General features: G+C 68.6%; 16 protein-coding genes. 4 read left to right on the plus strand and 12 right to left on the minus strand.

Features of this window, described 5'->3' with window-relative positions:
• Positions 1–25: 25 nt before the first annotated feature.
• Genes MAA44156_RS16885 through MAA44156_RS16905 form a run of 5 tightly spaced genes read right to left on the minus strand, consistent with a single transcriptional unit; the run spans position 26 to position 6,534 of the window.
• A complete protein-coding gene (locus MAA44156_RS16885; protein WP_009974999.1) occupies positions 26–1,336 on the minus strand; it encodes an LLM class flavin-dependent oxidoreductase in 1,311 nt (436 codons plus the stop codon).
• 3 nt (positions 1,337–1,339) lie between these two features.
• On the minus strand, positions 1,340–3,067 hold the full coding sequence (locus MAA44156_RS16890) for an FAD-binding protein (protein ID WP_009974997.1): 1,728 nt from the start codon (positions 3,065–3,067) through the stop codon (positions 1,340–1,342).
• On the minus strand, positions 3,064–3,981 hold the full coding sequence (locus MAA44156_RS16895) for a 3-carboxyethylcatechol 2,3-dioxygenase (protein ID WP_009974996.1): 918 nt from the start codon (positions 3,979–3,981) through the stop codon (positions 3,064–3,066). The genes MAA44156_RS16890 and MAA44156_RS16895 overlap by 4 nt, the downstream gene beginning before the upstream one ends.
• Positions 3,929–5,671 (minus strand): bifunctional 3-(3-hydroxy-phenyl)propionate/3-hydroxycinnamic acid hydroxylase, encoded by a 1,743-nt coding sequence (locus tag MAA44156_RS16900; RefSeq protein ID WP_009974995.1) that lies wholly within the window; start codon positions 5,669–5,671, stop codon positions 3,929–3,931. Before MAA44156_RS16900 ends, MAA44156_RS16895 begins: the two co-directional genes overlap by 53 nt.
• On the minus strand, positions 5,671–6,534 hold the full coding sequence (locus MAA44156_RS16905) for an alpha/beta fold hydrolase (protein WP_003873045.1): 864 nt from the start codon (positions 6,532–6,534) through the stop codon (positions 5,671–5,673). Before MAA44156_RS16905 ends, MAA44156_RS16900 begins: the two co-directional genes overlap by 1 nt.
• A 125-nt stretch (positions 6,535–6,659) precedes the next feature.
• On the opposite strand from MAA44156_RS16905, the gene MAA44156_RS16910 reads away from it, so the two are divergent.
• Both MAA44156_RS16910 and MAA44156_RS16915 read left to right on the plus strand, forming a co-directional pair.
• Complete coding sequence (locus MAA44156_RS16910) at positions 6,660–7,337, plus strand: IclR family transcriptional regulator (protein WP_009974994.1); 678 nt, start codon at positions 6,660–6,662, stop codon at positions 7,335–7,337.
• Between the two features lie 14 nt (positions 7,338–7,351).
• Entirely contained in the window at positions 7,352–8,968 is a 1,617-nt protein-coding gene (locus tag MAA44156_RS16915; RefSeq protein ID WP_009974993.1) for an FAD-dependent oxidoreductase, read from the plus strand.
• A 256-nt stretch (positions 8,969–9,224) separates the two neighbouring features.
• Here MAA44156_RS16915 and MAA44156_RS16920 read toward each other — a convergent pair whose 3' ends face one another.
• Positions 9,225–10,445 carry a sensor histidine kinase gene (locus MAA44156_RS16920; RefSeq protein WP_029248379.1) on the minus strand — a complete coding sequence of 407 codons (1,221 nt, stop codon included), beginning with the start codon at positions 10,443–10,445 and terminating at the stop codon, positions 9,225–9,227.
• Positions 10,446–10,558: 113 nt separating this feature from the next.
• Here MAA44156_RS16920 and MAA44156_RS16925 point away from each other — a divergent pair, with 113 nt between their 5' ends.
• The gene (locus MAA44156_RS16925) at positions 10,559–11,212 is read left to right on the plus strand and encodes a response regulator (protein WP_003873049.1); all 654 of its coding nucleotides are present in this window, start codon (positions 10,559–10,561) and stop codon (positions 11,210–11,212) included.
• Here the strand turns inward: MAA44156_RS16925 and MAA44156_RS16930 are convergent.
• From MAA44156_RS16930 to MAA44156_RS16945, 4 genes are all read right to left on the minus strand, one after another.
• On the minus strand, positions 11,205–12,098 hold the full coding sequence (locus MAA44156_RS16930; protein WP_009974991.1) for a thiamine pyrophosphate-dependent enzyme: 894 nt from the start codon (positions 12,096–12,098) through the stop codon (positions 11,205–11,207). The two genes, MAA44156_RS16925 and MAA44156_RS16930, sit on opposite strands and share 8 nt — an antisense overlap.
• A gap of 133 nt (positions 12,099–12,231) precedes the next feature.
• Positions 12,232–13,119, minus strand: a complete 888-nt coding sequence (gene meaB / locus MAA44156_RS16935; RefSeq protein ID WP_009974990.1) for a methylmalonyl Co-A mutase-associated GTPase MeaB — start codon at positions 13,117–13,119, stop codon at positions 12,232–12,234.
• 7 nt (positions 13,120–13,126) lie between these two features.
• On the minus strand, positions 13,127–14,266 hold the full coding sequence (locus MAA44156_RS16940) for a thiolase family protein (protein ID WP_003873052.1): 1,140 nt from the start codon (positions 14,264–14,266) through the stop codon (positions 13,127–13,129).
• Positions 14,267–14,385: 119 nt separating this feature from the next.
• A complete protein-coding gene (locus MAA44156_RS16945) occupies positions 14,386–14,904 on the minus strand; it encodes a phenolic acid decarboxylase (RefSeq protein ID WP_009974989.1) in 519 nt (172 codons plus the stop codon).
• Positions 14,905–15,029: 125 nt separating this feature from the next.
• Between MAA44156_RS16945 and MAA44156_RS16950 the strand changes: the two genes are divergently transcribed.
• On the plus strand, positions 15,030–15,881 hold the full coding sequence (locus MAA44156_RS16950; protein WP_009974988.1) for a proline iminopeptidase-family hydrolase: 852 nt from the start codon (positions 15,030–15,032) through the stop codon (positions 15,879–15,881).
• Between the two features lie 5 nt (positions 15,882–15,886).
• On the opposite strand, the gene MAA44156_RS16955 is transcribed toward MAA44156_RS16950, so the two are convergent.
• Positions 15,887–16,651: an enoyl-CoA hydratase/isomerase family protein gene (locus MAA44156_RS16955; protein ID WP_003873055.1), complete on the minus strand. Its 765-nt coding sequence runs from the start codon at positions 16,649–16,651 to the stop codon at positions 15,887–15,889.
• Positions 16,652–16,662: 11 nt separating this feature from the next.
• A complete protein-coding gene (locus tag MAA44156_RS16960) occupies positions 16,663–16,884 on the minus strand; it encodes a hypothetical protein (RefSeq protein ID WP_009974987.1) in 222 nt (73 codons plus the stop codon).
• Between the last annotated feature and the right edge of the window lies 1 nt (position 16,885).

Genomic DNA, 16,885 nt, shown 5'->3' on the forward strand with positions numbered 1-16,885 from the left:
GTTTCGCCCCGAAATCCGTTGAGAACTACTTCTTCTGCTGCTGTTGTTCCTTCGCCCGCTGCGCGGCCTGGACCCGGCCTTCGTTGATCTCCGCCATGGCCTCGGGGATCTCGCTGGCGGTGAACTTACCGCCCCGGCCGGTGGGCAGTCCACCGAACGAGTAATTCTCGTCGAACTGCGGCGCGGTAGACTTCGGCCGGCGCGCCTCCACCTTTTCGATCACCGGCGCCAGCCTGGTGGCCTTGTCGGCCACGGCTTTTGCATCCCGCTCGATGAATTCAGGGAGCACCTCTTTGCCCATCAGTTCGATCGATTCCATGGTGCCCTCGTGGCTGCGCGGGTTGAGCAGCAGGATGATCTCGTCGACGCCGCTTTCCTCGTAGCCGCGCAGGAACTCGCGCACCGTGGCCGGCGATCCGATCGCGCCCCGCCCGGGGCCGTAGGCCAGCGTCGGATCCTTTTCCACCTCTTCGAGATACCGCTTCCACACACCGGTTCGCCCGGGCGTGTGCACGCCGGTCATGTAGTAGTGCATGATCCCGAACGAGAAGAAACCGCCGCCCTTGCCGAGCCGCTGCAGCGCCTCCTCGTCGGTCTTTGCCACCATCATCGACAGGTCACCGCCGATGGCCAGGATGTTCGGGTTGATCGCCGGCGTGACGGGCACGCCGTTCTCCTCGAACTCCTTGTAGTAGCCGTTGACGCGCTCGGTGAGCGGGCCGGGGCCGGTGTAGGCGAAACTCAAGGCGCCGATTGCCTTTTGGGCGGCCATCTGTACGCTGGCCGGCCGCGTGCAGGCCACCCACACCGGTGGGTGCGGCTTTTGCAGCGGCTTGGGAATGACGTTGCGCGCCGGCATCTGGACGTGCTCGCCGTGGAATCCGCTGAACGGTTCCTCGACCATGCAGCGGATCGCGACCTCGAGGGCCTCCTCCCACTGGGCCCGCTTGTCGGCGGGGTCGATGTTGAACCCGCCGAGCTCACCGACCGACGACGATTCACCGGTGCCGAACTCGACGCGGCCGTTGGACAGCAGGTCCAGGATGGCGATGCGTTCGGCGACCCGGGCGGGGTGGTTGACCGCCGGCGGCAGATGCATGATGCCGAAACCGAGCCGGATGTTCTTGGTCCGCTGGCTGGCGGCGGCCAGGAAGATCTCCGGCGCCGTGGAGTGACAGTACTCCTCGAGGAAGTGGTGCTCGGTCAGCCAGACGGTGGAGAAACCCGCCTTGTCGGCCGCCTCCACCTCGTCCAGGCATTCCTGCAGCAGGACGTGCTCGTCGTCGGGGGCCCAGGGCCGCGGCAGGGCGAATTCGTAGAACAGCGAGATTTTCATGTGCTACCTCCTATGAGTATTAGCGGCTCGGTTGGCGACTTGGGCCGCAACGTGTTTCGCCGCGACGTAGCCGAAGGTCATGGCGGGGCCGATGGTGGCCCCCGCACCGGCATAGCTGCGGCCCATCACCGGCGCGGAGGTGTTACCCACCGCGTAGAGTCCCGGCACCACGGTGTCGTCGGCCCGCAGCACGCGGGCGTGTTCGTCGGTGCGCAGGCCGCCCGAGGTTCCGAGGTCCCCGAGCACGATTCGGAAGGCGTAATACGGCGGATCGCCCAGCGGATACAGGTTGGGGTTGGGCAGGGTCGGGTCGCCGTAGTAGTTGTCGTAGACGCTGTCGCCGCGGTTGAAGTCGTCGTCGTGGCCCTTGCGGGCGAGTTCGTTGAACCGTCGCGCGGTTTCGGCGAGCTCCCCGGCGGGCACCCCGATCTGCGCCGCCATCTCGTCCCACGTCATCGCGGCCTTGACGACACCCGATTCCAGCCAGGCCGGCGGGATCTTGCGGCCGGTAGGCACCGGCGCCCCGGGGATCTTCGGCAGCGGCAGGTGCCCGCCGATGACGTAGCGGTTCCACGACCTGTGGTCGGTGATCAGCCAGCACGGGATGTGGGTGACACCGGACCGCTGGCCCTCGATCATGGCGTGGCCGAAGTCCATGTACGGGGCCGCCTCGTTGATGAACCGTCGGCCGGCGCCGTTGACGATGAATTGCGCCGGCATCATCCGCTCGTTGAGCATGAATTGCATGCGCCCGTCCGGCCATTGGATGGCCGGGAACCACCACGCCTCGTCGAGCAAGTCCGTTGCGGCGCCCACGTTTTGGCCGGCCCGGATGCCGTCCCCCATCGCGGCCGGGTTACCGAAGCTCCAGTCCTGGTCCACCTCGGGCAGCAGCTCCTTGCGCCAGGCGAGGTCGTGGTCGAAGCCACCGGAGGCCAGGATCACGCCGAACCGTGCGCCGATGCGCTGCGGCTTGCCTTCGCGTTCCACCACCGCGCCGCTGACCGCTCCCTGCGGGTCGGTGAGCAACCGCACCATCGGCGAGTCCAGCCACAGCGGGACACCGCGGTCGCGCAGCGCCAGCCGCATCCGGGCGGCCAGCGACTGCCCGATCGCGGCCATCCGCTCGCCGAACACCCGCGCCCTGACCATCCGGGCGATCAGCTTGAGCAGCACGGCTTTGCCCGCCCAGGACTGCCGGATCCGGTAGAAGGTGCGTAACTCCTTGGGGCCCAGCCAGATTCCCTTGGGGGCCAGGGCCAGCGGCTGCAGCAGCTTGTGCTCGTCGGGCCCGAGCTTGCGCAGGTCGATGGGTGGCACGTTGATGGTGCTGCCGAGTTCGGAGCCGCCGGGCAGCTCGGGATAGTAGTCAGCATATCCGGGCTTCCAGACGAATTCGAACCATCCGGAGAGGTTTTCCAAGAATGCCAGCATCTGCGGCGCGGTCTCGACGTATTGCCGTATCCGCGCCTCGCTGACCAGCCCGTCGGTGATGTTTTTGAGGTATTCCACCACCCCTTCCGGCGAGGGCGAGTAGCCCTCCCGCCGCTGCGCGGGCGCGCCGGGCACCCAGATGCCGCCTCCGGACAGGGCGGTGGAACCCCCGAAGTGGGAGGACTTTTCGACGATCAGCGCATCCAGCCCGGCGGCCTGGGCGGTGAGCGCGGCCGTCATCCCGCCGCCGCCCGAGCCGACGATGAGTACGTCGACGACGTGGTCGAAATCGGTCATTTCGGTCTTGCCGTTCTGATGGCGAATCCGGCGATCAGTTCGGGGGCGGGCTTGTAGTAGCGCATGGTCGTCTCGTAGGGACCGGCCGCCTGCAGTGCGGCGAATGCGGCCACCCAGGTGCGGATTTCGTGCGCGGAGCCGCCGCCCTCGTGCGTCACGAACGAATTCGACCAGCGGTCCAATTCGCTCAGCGAGCCGCGGTCGATGATTTCCAGGAACCGGTGATCCCAGGTCGGGTTGAGCGGCTGCAGTGCACTGTCGCCGGCGGCGAAGCTCCTGGCCGCGTCGATCACCGCGGCCTGCCGGGCCTGGCGCTGCTCGGCCGTCATCGGCGCGCCGTGCACGATCCGCTGCAGCACGGGCTCGGGTGCGGTGGCCAGGGTGGGTACCGGCGGACTGTGCGAGAGCCCACCGGATCCCATCACCAGCACCCGCTTGTCCAGCGTGGCCAGATAGGTGCCGACGGCGGCGCCCAGCGCCCGGCACCGGTGCATCGGCCCCAGCGGCACCCCGATCGCGTTGACGAAGAACGGTATCACCGGACGCGAAATGGCCGTGCCGAACAGCTTTTCCAGCGGCTGGACGGTCCCGTGGTCGACGTCCATGCTGGCTGACACGGCGATGTCGACCCCGGCGTCGAGGACGGCTTGCGCGCAGTCGACCGCCAGCTTCTCCGGGACGTCCAGCGGTCCGGCGTGGGTGCCGTAATCGCCGACGCCGCTGGCGCTGGTGCCGATGCAGAAGGGCGGCATCACCTTGTAGAAGAACCCGTTGTAGTGGTCCGGTGAAAAGATGACCACGAGCTGCGGGTCGTAGTCTTCGACGAAGCCTCGCGCCCGGGCGATGGCGGCGTCGATGTCGTCAAGCAGGTCCCGCGACGGCCCCGGAAGATTCAGGAGCGGGCTGTGCGACATACAGCACAGAGCCAGTGCCACTTTGCGGATCACCTCCTCGCGGCGTGAGCGTCAGCGCGTCGAACAGCGCCGCGCTCAGGTCGGGCGCGCGCTGTGCGATGCAGGCGCCGGCGATGCATCGATCGGGACGCAGGAACAGCACCGATTCAGCGTGGATGTCGAACCAGGATTTGAGGTCACCGCGCCGGTCGCCGACGACCACGACGTCGGGATCGTCGTGCCCGGTCCAGTGCAACTGTGTGGCCGGGCGCAGCGCAAAGAAGCGGGCGCCCAAGGCTTTCCAGTTCGCGAATGCCGTCTCGCCGAGGATCTTGCGCGGGTTGTTGTTCCAGCACAGCACGGCGAACCAGGGGCCCAGCACGTCGTCGAGCAGCACGTCCTGCTGGTCGCGGGTGTCCACCCGCGGCTGGATGAACAGCGTGCCCACCGGGGAGTCGGCCCGGCCGGGGTTGGCGTGCACGACGGCGCCGTGCTCGTAACGCGGCATGGGCTTGAACCGCATCTCCAGCACATACCGCTTGAGCGTCGGCACGATCGACGCCGAGCGCACCAGCAGGTCGCGGGCGCCGGCCACCCGGCGGTTGGTGGGTGAGATGACCCGGCCCACCATCGTGGACAGGTCGATCATCGCGCGGGCATGCTTGCGGCGCTCCATGTCGTAGGTGTCCAGCAGCTTGTCGCCGGCCCGCCCGCTCACCACGGCGGCGAGCTTCCAGCCCAGGTTCGCCGCGTCGCGGATCCCGCTGTTGTAGCCCTGTCCCTGCCAGACCGGCATCAGGTGCGCGGCGTCGCCGGCCAGCAGCAGCCGGCCTCGGCGGAACTCGCCGGCGATCCGCGAATGGTGGGTGTACACCCGGCGCCGGATCACGTCGACCCGGTCGGGGTGCGGCACCATCCGGGCCAGCATCCGCGTCAGGAATTCCGGGTCTTCGGCCTGTTCGTCGGACTCGTCGGCGTGAATCATGAACTCGAAGCGGCGAATTCCGTGCGCGATCGAGATCGAGGCGTACGGACGTTCGGGGTCGGCGCCGACCTCACTGTTGGGATGCCCGAGCGGATCGTTGGCGATGTCGACCACCAGCCACCGCGTCGACGACGTCGTGCCGTCGAAGGACACCCCCATCACCCGCCGGGTCATGCTGCGCCCGCCGTCGCAACCGACGACGTAGCGGGCGCGCAGCCGGGCGGGGTGGCCGTCACCGCCGCCGTCGCCGACATTGCCGCCGTCGGCGCCGAGTTCGACGTTCACCCCGTCGGCGTCTTCCCGGCAGCCCGTCATCGGGCTGCCCCAGCGCACCTGCACGTGCGCGAACCGGTCCAGTCCGGCCAGCAGTTCGGCGTCGACGAGCGGTTGCACGAATCCGTTTCGCTTCGGCCAGCCGAAACGCGCGTCGGGCGGGGCCATTTCGGCGAGCACCCGGCGTTTGGCGTCCATGAACCGCAGGATCTGGTTGGGCACGGTGTGCGGCAGCACCCGCTCGACAAGCCCGATCGACTGGAAGGTGCGCAGCGCCTCGTCGTCCAGGCCCACCCCGCGCGGGTAGTCGATCAGGGTGTCCCGCTCCTCGACCACCACGGTGCGGATGCCTTGCAGGCCAAGGATATTGGCGAGCGTCAGGCCGACCGGACCCGCACCCACCACCAGGACGTCGGTGTCGTGGTCGGTTGCCCGTGGCCCCGGCGCGATCATCAGCGGCCCAGCAGGAAATCGAGATGCAGCCGATTGAACGTCTTGGCGTCCTCGTACTGCGGCCAATGACCGCAGCCGGGCATCACTTCGAAACGCGCGCCCGGAATCATCGACGCGATGCGGCGGCCCTCGCTGACATCGGCGGTCGGGTCGTCGCTTGTCCACAACACCAGCGTCGGCGCGATGATCGAGCCGTATTCGGCCGGGCCCAGAATGTTGCGCGCCCGAATCTCGGGGTCCTGCAACGCCATGATGTCGCGCATGGCGGCGACGAACCCCGGTTGGCGGTAGACGCGCTGGCGGCTGGCGACCAGGTCGTCGTAGTCGCGGGACTTGTCGGCCATCAGCCATTTGATCCGCGCTTGCACCGTCTCCCAGGTGGGGTTTTCGGCGGCGGCCATCGACAGCGCGATAATCCGTTGCATCACAACGGGATCGGCCTGCGACCCGCCGGCGGTGTTGAGGACCAGCCGGTCTACCACGTCGGGATGGTCGATGGCCGCGCGGGCGGCCACCCAGCCGCCCAGGGATTCGCCGCTGATGCTGGCGCGCTCGACACCGATGGTGCGCAGCACGGTCATCAGGTGCTCGACGTAGTGGCGGACCTCCAGCGGATGGCCGGGCTTGTCGGTGTAGCCGTGGCCCAGCATGTCGATCGACCAGGTCCAGAAATGGTCGGCGTGCGCGGCCAGGTTGCGGACGTACGCCTCGGCGTGACCGCCGGACCCGTGCAACAGGACCAGCACGGGCTTGCCGGGATCGCCGGCGCGCAGGTAGCGGGTCCGGATGCCGCCGGCATCGAGGTAGCCCTGCTCGAACGCGACGCCCTGGAGGTCACTCCATATGCTCTCGAACTCCGCCACGGTTCCGTCCGGCCTCCAGATCGGGGAAATCTCGTTCTCGTTTTCGACCTACGTGTGTGCTAATATCGCACAGTGACGTGCGCTATATATAGAGCTTCGCTCTCACGGGAAGGTCTGTCAAGGCTGTGACGGATTCTGGGACCGGTTCGCAGACCCTGGCCAGGGGTCTGACCGCGCTGCAGATGGTGGCGGATGCCCCCGCCGGACTCACGGTGCAGCAGCTTGCCGATCAGGTCGGCGTGCATCGCACGATCGCCTACCGGTTGCTGACGACGTTGGCGGAGTTCCGGCTGGTGGCCAAGGGCGAGGACGGCCGCTACCGCCCCGCGGCCGGTCTGGCCGTGCTCGGCGCGTCCTTCGACCGCAACGTGCGGCAGCTGTGCCTGCCGACGCTGCGCGCGCTGGCCGACGAGCTGGGCACCACGGTGTCCCTGCTCGTTGCCGAGGGCGACCAGCAGGTGGCGATCGCGGTGATCGTCCCCAGCCACGTCGCCTACCAGCTGTCCTTTCACGAAGGCAGCCGGTACCCGCTCGACCGCGGCGCCGCCGGCATCGCCCTGCTCGCGTGCATGCCGCCGCGGCCGGGGGAACGTGAGCTGGTGTCGCGGGCACGCGAGCGTGGTTGGGTGACGACGTACGGCGAGATCGAACCGAACACCTACGGCCTGGCCGTCGGTGTGCGCCGCCCGGCGCCGTCTCCACCCACCTGTATCAACCTCATCTCGCACCGCGAAGACGTCGTGATGCGCGGCAAGGATGCGGTCATGCGGGCCGCGGAGCAGTTATCAAAGCTGTTGAGCTGAAGGGATTGCAGTCCATGTCATGGGACCACGAAGTCGACGTCGTCGTGCTCGGCAGTGGCGGCGCCGGTCTCACCGCCGCGCTGACCGCGGCCGTGGCGGGCGCCTCGGTGCAGGTTTACGAGAAGGCACCGACCGTCGGCGGCACCACCGCCGTGTCCGGCGGCATCGTGTGGATACCGGCCCACAACCGTTGTCCCGACGGGGAATTGACGGCCGCCGACGCGTTGAAGTATCTGCGCGCGCAGTCCCTCGGTTCGATGGACGACGAGTTGGTCGAGACGTTCGTGCGCACCGGCCCGGCGATGCTCGACTTCATCGAGGCGCACAGCGGCCTTCACTTCGAGATCGCGACCGGCTTCCCCGACTACCGGCCCGAGCTGCCGGGAGGTCGCCCCAGGGGTGGCCGATCGCTGAGCGCGGTGCCCTTCGACCTTGCCCGACTGGGCGAATGGGCAACGCGGATAACGTCTTTCCCTGCCGACTGGTCCAACGTCGGGTTCGACGCCGAGACCCGGGCGCGGCTGCACACCGCGATCGACGAACGAACAGGTCACCTGTGCGTGGCCGGCACCGCGCTGATCGCCGGCCTGCTCAAGGGCCTGCTGGACCTCGGGGTGACGCCGCGGGTGAACGCGCGGGCCGAAGAGCTCGTCGCCGAGGACGGGGAGATCACCGGGGTGCGCATCGCCTCGGCCGAGGGCCGCATCGGCGTTCGCGCGCGGCGCGGAGTCATCCTGGGCACGGGCGGTTTCGAGTGGGATCCCGTTCTGGTGCAGGCGTTTCTGCGCGGCCCCATGCATGGCGCGGTCTCGCCACCCAACAACACCGGGGACGGGCTGCGGATGGCGATGGCGCACGGCGCGGATCTGGCCAACATGGGCGAAGCGTGGTGGGTGCCCATCGTCCAGATCCCGGGCGACACCATCGACGGCAAGCCGCGCAGCCGCAGTGTGCGGCTGGAAAGGACGCGGCCGCGCAGCATCATCGTCAACGCGGCGGGCCGCCGCTTCGTCAACGAGGCGTGCGACTACAACTCGATGGCCGGCGCGTTCCACTACCTGGATCCGCGCGGCGGATACGTCAACGACCGCGGGTGGATGGTGTTCGACTCGGTTCACCTGCAGCGCTACGGATTCCTGGGTGTCGAACCGGGACAACCGGTTCCGGACTGGTTCTGCGAGTCGGCAGATCTCGCCGAGCTGGCCGCCAAGACCGGTATCGACGCCGACGGATTGACCCGCACCGTCGAGAACTGGAACCGGTATGTGGCGGCCGGCGTCGACCCCGACTTCGGCCGCGGCTCCAGTGCCTACGACGGCTACTGGGGCGACGACGGCGCGGCCACTCAGGCGGGCAAGACGCTCGGGCCGATCGACACCGCCCCGTATTACGCGGTGCCGGTGAGCATCGGCGCGATGGGCACCAAGGGCGGCCCGCGCACCGATCGCGACGCGCGCGTGCTGCATGTGGGCGGTGAGCCGATCCCGGGCCTCTTCGCCGCGGGCAACGCGATGGGCGGGGTGACCGGACGCGCGTACGGCGGCGCCGGCGGAACACTTGGCCCGGCAATGGTTTTCGGGTACCGCGCCGGCCACGCCGCGGCCACCGGCAAATCGGTCGACTTGCAATAGCGGCGGCTTGGGCGCTTCGCGCCCCCGCTTCGCGCCGAGCGAGTGGGCCCGGTTTCGCGCCCCCGCTGCGCGCCGAGCGTGGGCCTTACGTCCCGAAACTGCCGGCTGGACGACCATAGGCCCCACGCTCGACGGGGAATCGCGGTGCGGTGAGCGGCAACCGATAGCGCCGGTGCTAGCGCAATCCAAACTCACTTCATGCCAGCCAAATTGGTGCGCACGTGACCAATGTGACCCGCAGCAGCGATCGGCGCGGTTAGTTTCTCAGCGGTACCTCGACGCACACGTGTGTGCCCACCGGAACATCCAGGAATACCAGCTCTCCCCCGGCGGCCTCCACCCGGGCGCGATGCGAGGCCAGCCCGATGTGCCCCTCGCCCAAGCGGCGCGCCACCGTCTCCTGGTTGAAGCCCACGCCGTCGTCGACGACGTGCAGGACGCACGTCCCGTCGGTGCGGCCGAGCATGATCGCCGCGGTGCGGGCCCGCGAATGCTGCACGACGTTGGACAGCAGCTCGCGCACCACGCCGAACACCACCGCGTCGATGGCGCTGCGCCCCGAATAGTCGATGTCGGTGGAGATTTCGATCCCGGACCGCTGCGCGGTGAATTCGGCCAGCTGCTGCACGGCAGCACCCAGCCCGACCTGTTCGAGCACCGCGGGATGCAGCTCGAACGTCGCCTGCCGCAACCGCTCCGAGGCCAGCTGCAGACCGGCCAGCGCCCGGCCGATACGTTCGTCATCGGGCACGGCCGCATCCAGCTCGACGAGCTCTTGGCGCACCGCCAGGATGTCTTGCAGCGGCCCGTCGTGAATGAACTCCGAGATCCTGCGCTGGGACACATCCGACGCGTTCATGGTCTGGGCGAGCAATTCCTCCCGCAACGCGCTGAGCCCGGCCACCGAGCGGGTATGGCGCTCCTCGATGCGCACCACCAAAAATGCCGCACAACAGAGAAAGCCGTAGAGCAGGAACCGAAAACCCGCCTCCGGCAAACGCACCGAGCTCGACATCACCGGATCTTGCAGCACGGCAATCGCGAACCCGAGCATGGAGAAGATCAGCACCACGGCCGCCCGGCGGGAGGAGACGTCGAGTCCCAACAGGACCGGCAGCATGGCCATGATGAGCAGCGGATAGATCCCGTTGGTGGACAGCAGCTGAAAGATGGTCAACGCCATGATGTCGACGACCGTGAACGCGAACGGCTCCAGCCGGCCGACCCCGGCCAATCTGCCGATCCTGATCCAGCGGCGAAACGACGCGAACGCGAGCGCCACAGCACCGAGGGCGATGATTCCGTACAGCAGGATCAACACGCTTTCCTGCGGCCACTCGGATCGGGCGGTGCCGATGATCATCGCCGCGACCATCAGGCCCACCACGCCGACCCGCAGCACCGAGCCGATTCGGTACGAGCGCATTTGGTGAACCGCCCGTACCCGCTCCAGCTCTGCGTCCCCAGCTACCGCCACCCGATCACCGTACTCATCCGCGCCGGTCGACCCCAAGCAAACGAGAAGACGACTCATCGGGGCGCCCAATCGTGGCGAACGCCGTTGTTCGGCAAAGAGCTACACTGTCGGCCATGGCTGACCCGGCTACCCGCGAGACGGTGCGGGTGGTCGTCGCCGACGACCACCCGCTGTTTCGCGAAGGTGTGGTGCGCGCGCTGGTGTCGAGCGGCGCGGTGAACGTCGTCGGTGAGGCGGAAGACGGTTCTGCGGCACTGGAATTGATCAAGTCGCACCAGCCCGACGTCGCGCTGCTCGACTACCGGATGCCCGGCATGGACGGCGCCCAGGTGGCCGCGGCGGTGCGCGCCGACGGGCTGGCGACCCGGGTGTTGCTGATCTCGGCGCACGACGAATCGGCGATCGTCTACCAGGCGCTGCAGCAGGGTGCGGCCGGGTTCGTGTTGAAGGACTCGACGCGCAGCGAGATCGTCAAGGCCGTGCTCGACTGCGCGCAGGGCCGCGACGTCGTGGCACCCGCGCTCGTCGGCGGTCTTGCCGCCGAGATCCGCCAGCGCGCGGAACCGACGGGGCCGGTGCTGAGCGCGCGCGAGCGCGAGGTGCTCCACCGGATCGCGCGCGGTCAAAGCATCCCCGCGATCGCGGGCGAGCTCTACGTGGCGCCGTCGACGGTCAAGACCCACGTGCAACGCCTCTACGAGAAGCTGGGGGTCAGCGACCGCGCGGCCGCCGTCGCCGAGGCAATGCGCCAAGGTCTGCTCAGCTAGCAGCCGACCAGCGGTCGGGTGCGCTCACCGCATCGGACCGCCGCGCTCGCACCAGCGCTTTCGCGCACGCCATCGCCTCGGCCACCAGATGCCGGGCTCCGCGTTCGACCTCCACGAGCCGGTCGGGGTCGACCCCGTCGGCCATCAGCTGCCGTCGCGCCAGGACCAGCGGGTCGATGGCGACGGGGTGGTTCGTCCGGTAGGTGATGGCCTCGACCAGGCTTGGCCCGTCGCCGGCGCTGGCGTGCCGTACCGCTTGGCCCACCGAATCACCCACGGCCACAACGTCTCTGCCGTCGACCAACGCCATGGGCATCGTCTCGGACCGGTAGGCGCACCGCCGGGCATCCGGCCCGCCGCGGACATTCTGCACGACGAACACCACCGGCAACCGCCACGACGCGGCGATCTTTGCGGCCGTGGCGAACTCGACGGAGTGCGTGTCACTACCCGCGATGGCACACAGCGTGACCCTGCCGTCACCGGCCATCCGCTGAGCGTTGGCGTCGCCGAGCGCAAACAGGGTCGATTGCCCCAACGCGCTTTCGTTGGCCAGCGCCTGCTTCCAGTCAGCCGCACCGCTTTTCCGCGATCCGCCGGCGCCTCCGCGCGTGGTTCCGAGCAATTCCGCGATCGCCGGGCCCAGCGGCAGGCCCAGGCCGATCTGCTGGGCGTGCCGGAATCGCGGGGTGGTCGCGTTGACCAGGTCTCCCGGTCGAAGTGCGGCGACGGCCCCGACAGCGACCGCCTCCTGCCCGAAGTCCACCGGCGCGTCGTCGTCGACCGCGGCGCCGACGGCTGATTCGTCCAGCGCCATGTCGAGCAGCCGCAAGACCCACATCCGGCGGTAGGGCTCCAGCCGGTCGTCGTGTTCGGGTGCTGTCATGTGCCGGACCTCCTGAGTCGCAAGCGATTTGCTTGGTCCTCAAGGTAGGGGGATGGCCCGCGGCGCGCCTCCGCCGATCGGTCCGCAAACGTGATGAATGCCGGTTCCCCCGATTGGGGGACACCGCTGGCGGTCAGTCCGTCTCGGTCCTCGACGGCGAGAGCAGCCGGTCGGCGGCGGTGTAGGGATCCTGGGTGCCGTCGACGACGGCCTCGGCGAGCCGGTCGAGGGCCGGCTGGGTGCGCAGCCGGGTCTGCGCCAGCGACAGGATCTGGGCCCGGGCGCGCGCCAGTCGACGGGCGCGGCTGTCGGTGCGGCGATGGTCCTCGATGGCCGCCATCAGGTCCTCGATGCCCTCGCCCCGGGCGGCGATCAACGACACGATGGGGGCGCTGGTTTCGGCACGAAGATCCCGGACCGTCTGCTCGGCGCCGTCGCGGTCCGCCTTGTTGACGGCCACGATGTCGGCGACCTCCAACACCCCCGCCTTGGCGGCCTGGACCGCGTCGCCGGCACCGGGATTGAGGATGACGACGGTCGGGTCGGCCACGGCGGCGATCTCGATCTCGGACTGGCCCACCCCGACCGTCTCGAGCAGGACGACGTCGTAGCCGATCGCCGCCAACAGCCGGATGGCCGCCGGAACCGCGGCGGCCAGGCCGCCGAGATGCCCGCGGGTCGCCACGGAGCGGATCAGCACGTCGGAGTCGTTGATATGCGCGGCCATTCGGATCCGGTCGCCCAGCAGCGCGCCCCCGCTGAACGGCGACGACGGGTCCACCGCCAGCACCGCCACCCGGCATCCGCGTCGGCGGTAGGCGCCGACCAGGGCGGCCACCGTCGTCGACTTCCCCGCACCCGGCGGTCCGGTGATGCCGATCACCGGGCCCGTGTCGCGGGGCGCGGGACCGATCGCCGTCAAGACCTCGTCGCGCTGCTCGCCCTCCACGAGGCTGAGCAGCCGACCGGCCGCCCGGGGAGATCCGTTGCGCGCTCGGTCGATCAGCTCTCCGATGGTCATGTGCGCATTATTCGCCCGCGACCTCGATCACCGTCGCCGAACCCATGCCCCCGCCCGCGCACATCGCCGCGACGCCGATACCGCCGCCGCGGCGGCGCAATTCGTGCACCAGGGTGACCAGCATCCGTGCCCCGGTCGCCGCCACGGGATGCCCCAGCGAGCAGCCGCTGCCGCTGACGTTGACCTTGTCGGGGTCGAGTTCAAGCAGCTTGACCGTGGCCACACACATCGCCGCGAAGGCCTCGTTGATCTCGAAGAGGTCCACATCGGAGATCGAAAGCCCAGCGCGTCCAAGGGCTTTCGGTATCGCCTCCACCGGCGCCAGGCCGGTGATCGCCGGGTCGACCCCGACCGACGCCCAGGACCGGATGGTGGCCAACGGCCGCAGCCCGAGCCGGTCGCTGGCGATCGTCAGCACCGCGGCACCGTCGTTGGCGCCGCAGGCGTTGCCGGCGGTGATGGAGAAGCCCTCGATTTCCGGATGTAACGGCTTGAGCGCGGCCAACTTCTCCATGCTGGTGTCGCGGCGCGGGTGTTCGTCGACCGAGAACAGCCCGTGCGGGGTGTCGATGGGCACGATCTCCTCTTTGAAGCGGCCCTCGTCGATGGCGGCGATGGCGTTGCGGTGCGACCGCAGCGCCCAGGCGTCCATCTCCTCGCGGCTCACCCCGGCTTTGACGGCAGCGTTCCAGCCGACGGTGATCGACATGTCCATGTTCGGGGCGTCGGGCCGGTCCGGGTGGGTCGGCGGGAACCAGTCGACCCACTCGCCGTCGACCTGCATCCGCGATCGCGGCGACGTGGAAGCCGAGTTGACGCCGCCGGCGATGACCAGTTGATCCATTCCGGCGCGCACGCTGGCCGCGGCGCTCTGTACGGCCGCCTGACCCGCCGCGCAGTGCCGGTTGTTGGCCAGGCCGGGCACCTGGGTCAGCCCCGCTGTGATGGCCGCGTGGCGGGCCAGCACGCCGCCGCCGTAGAGGCCCTCGCCCAGGATCACGTCGTCGACCTGGGTCGGGTCGATATCCTTCACCGCTTCGCTGACGACGTGGTGGGCCAGATCGAATGCGCTGGTGTCTCGCAGGGTGCCCTTGCGGGCGGTTCCGATGGGTGTGCGCAGCGCGGACACGATGACGGCTTCAGCCACAGTCTTCTCCAGTTCAACCAGCAGGTGCAGCGCCCGTGCGCCATCCGCACCTCACGAGAATATTATTCTCGCAGCAGGAGAGCGTCAGTTGCAACCAGCGCGGGGTGGCGGCCGGCGGGTCAGTTGGTGCGGTCGGACCATCCCCGCGGGAGGTCGCCGGGAGCGGTGTCGATGACGGTCTCGTCGTCGGTGCCGACGTATTCGAACAGGGTGATGTAGGCGAACTCCGGGACTTCGTAGATCGGGTAGGTCGGGCCGCGGTCGCGGTAGGCCCGCATCTCGTCGAGGTGTTCGTTCTGGAAGCAGACCGTGCGCTCGCCGTGCTGGCGAATCCACTGCGGGAAGAAGATGACGCCGTGAATGCGGCGTTTCGACGGCAGGACGTTGACCGCGACGCAGGTGCCGGTGGGCTCGGTCCACGAGATCTTGAAACTGTCGTCGTCGAGCTGGACGAGGTTGACCTCCTGGCCTTTGACCCAGCGCCCGCCGACATGCCCCGAGTGGATGCGGTAGTCGATGGTGGTGGCGTTCTTGACATACATTTCGTACCGCCAACCGTTGGCGTAGGTGTAGATGAAGCGGTGTCCGACGATCCCCGAGAAGTCTTGCGGGGGAATCTGGTTCGCGACGCTGGTCATGGTCGTGCCTCCCATCTCGGTCCGGCCGCGCGGGCCGCGCTCAGGGGCGATCTTGCCAGAACCGCACTCCCCCGGGAGCTGCGGGAATCGGTCCGATTTGGGATGGTGGGTGGATGACTGAGGGAATGGTCGCGGTCCCGGGTGGCCAGGTGTGGTTCCAGCGCACCGGCGGCGGCGCCGGGCTTCCGCTGCTCGTCATCCACGGCGGGCCGGGTCTACCGCACGACTACCTGCGGTCGCTGCGGCGGTTGGCCACCGACCGCGAGGTCATCTTCTGGGATCAGCTCGGCTGCGGCAACTCCAAATGCCCACCGAACCCCGGCCTTTGGACCATGGAACGCTCGGTGGCCGAGGTGGATGCCGTGGTGCGCGCCCTGCGGCTGGACCGCTTCCATCTGTTCGGAAATTCCTGGGGCGGCATGCTGGCCCAGCAGTACGTTCTCGACGCGGCTCCGGCCGGCGCCGCCAGCCTCACCATCTCGAACAGCATTGCCTCCATCCCGCAGTTCGCGAAGATGGTGGCGCGCTTGAAGTCTGAGCTGGACCCCGCCACACAGGCGGCCATCGACCGTCACGAGGCCGCCGGCACCACGCATGACCCCGAATACCAGGCCGCGATACGCACCTGGAATGAAACCTACCTGTGCCGGGTGCGGCCCTGGCCGCGCGACCTCGAGGACGCCTTCCGCAAAATGAGCGCCGAGGTGTTCGAGACGATGTTCGGCGCCAGCGACTTTCACATCGTCGGCACGGTGCGGGACTGGGACGTCTTCGACCGGCTGGGCGAAATCGCCGTGCCCACACTGGTACTCGCGGGCCGCTACGACGAATGCGTGCCGGAGCACATGTGGGAGATGCACCGGCGCATACCGGGCTCGCGCTTCGAGCTGTTCGAGTCCAGCGCCCACATGCCGTTCATCGAGGAACCGGAGAAGTTCGACGCGGTGATGCGTGACTTCCTACGGCTGCACGACTGATCGACTCAGTTCTTGTCCGCCAGTTTGGTGACGATCGACCGGAAATCCTCGGTGACGAACGACTGGCTCTCGGCCGACAACGCATAGTCCAGACTGGCCAGCACGGCCCGCTCCAGATGGATGTTGAGCACCCGCTTGGTGCTTTCCACCGCCTGCTGCGGCAGCTCCAAAATCTTTTTGGCGCAGGCGATTGCCTCGGCGACGGGATCGTCGGCCACGTGATTGGCCAACCCGAGCTCGACGGCGCGCTGCGCGCTGATCCGGGTGCCGGTCAGCGCGTACTCCTTGGCCAGCAACAGGCTGATGTGCAGCGGCCAGGTCAACGGCCCACCGTCGGCGGCCACCAGACCCACCTGCACATGCGGGTCGGCCAGGTAGGCGTTCTCGGCGATGTAGACGATGTCGCTCAGCGCCACCAGGCTGCAGCCCAGCCCTACCGCGGGGCCATTGACGGCCGCCACCACCGGAATCCGGCAGCGCGCCATGCCGAGCACGATCTCGCGCCCGTCCCGGATGGTCTTGGCACGCAGGTCGGCGTCGGCGGACAGCTCCTTGAGATACCCGAAATCGCCGCCCGCCGAAAAAGCCCGGCCGGCACCGGTGATCACGGCGGCACGCGCGGTGGGGTCATCGGTCAACCGCTGCCACAGCCGCGCCAGCCCCACGTGCAGGTCGTCGTTGACCGAGTTGAGCGAGTCCGGCCGGTTCAGCGTGATGATGCGCAGCGCACCGTCGGCCCGGACATCGATTTCGGTAGGCATGTCGTACACGTCAGACTCCTTTAGATGGTCGTGACCCGCTTCACCCGGGCTCCGCCCGCGCTCGCGATCACTCCTTGTTTCATGGTCGTGACCCGCTTCACCCGGGCTTCGCCCACGCTCGCGATCACTCCTTGTTTAATGGTCGTGACCCGCTTCACCCGGGCTTCGCCCACGCTCGCGATCACTCCTTGTTTAATGGTCGTGACCCGCTTCACCCGGGCTTCGCCCGCGCTCGCGATCACT

It is taken from the genome of Mycobacterium avium subsp. avium (assembly GCF_009741445.1).
Taxonomy (GTDB): Bacteria; Actinomycetota; Actinomycetes; order Mycobacteriales; family Mycobacteriaceae; genus Mycobacterium; species Mycobacterium avium.

Coding starts and splice junctions, on each gene's coding strand:
- MAA44156_RS16885 (WP_009974999.1), bottom strand. CDS start 1,336: ATGAAAATCTCGCTGTTCTACGAATTCGCCCTGCCGCGGCCCTGGGCC.
- MAA44156_RS16890 (WP_009974997.1), bottom strand. CDS start 3,067: ATGACCGATTTCGACCACGTCGTCGACGTACTCATCGTCGGCTCGGGC.
- MAA44156_RS16895 (WP_009974996.1), bottom strand. CDS start 3,981: ATGTCGCACAGCCCGCTCCTGAATCTTCCGGGGCCGTCGCGGGACCTG.
- MAA44156_RS16900 (WP_009974995.1), bottom strand. CDS start 5,671: ATGATCGCGCCGGGGCCACGGGCAACCGACCACGACACCGACGTCCTG.
- MAA44156_RS16915 (WP_009974993.1), top strand. CDS start 7,352: ATGTCATGGGACCACGAAGTCGACGTCGTCGTGCTCGGCAGTGGCGGC.
- MAA44156_RS16925 (WP_003873049.1), top strand. CDS start 10,559: ATGGCTGACCCGGCTACCCGCGAGACGGTGCGGGTGGTCGTCGCCGAC.
- MAA44156_RS16930 (WP_009974991.1), bottom strand. CDS start 12,098: ATGACAGCACCCGAACACGACGACCGGCTGGAGCCCTACCGCCGGATG.
- meaB (WP_009974990.1), bottom strand. CDS start 13,119: ATGACCATCGGAGAGCTGATCGACCGAGCGCGCAACGGATCTCCCCGG.
- MAA44156_RS16945 (WP_009974989.1), bottom strand. CDS start 14,904: ATGACCAGCGTCGCGAACCAGATTCCCCCGCAAGACTTCTCGGGGATC.
- MAA44156_RS16950 (WP_009974988.1), top strand. CDS start 15,030: ATGGTCGCGGTCCCGGGTGGCCAGGTGTGGTTCCAGCGCACCGGCGGC.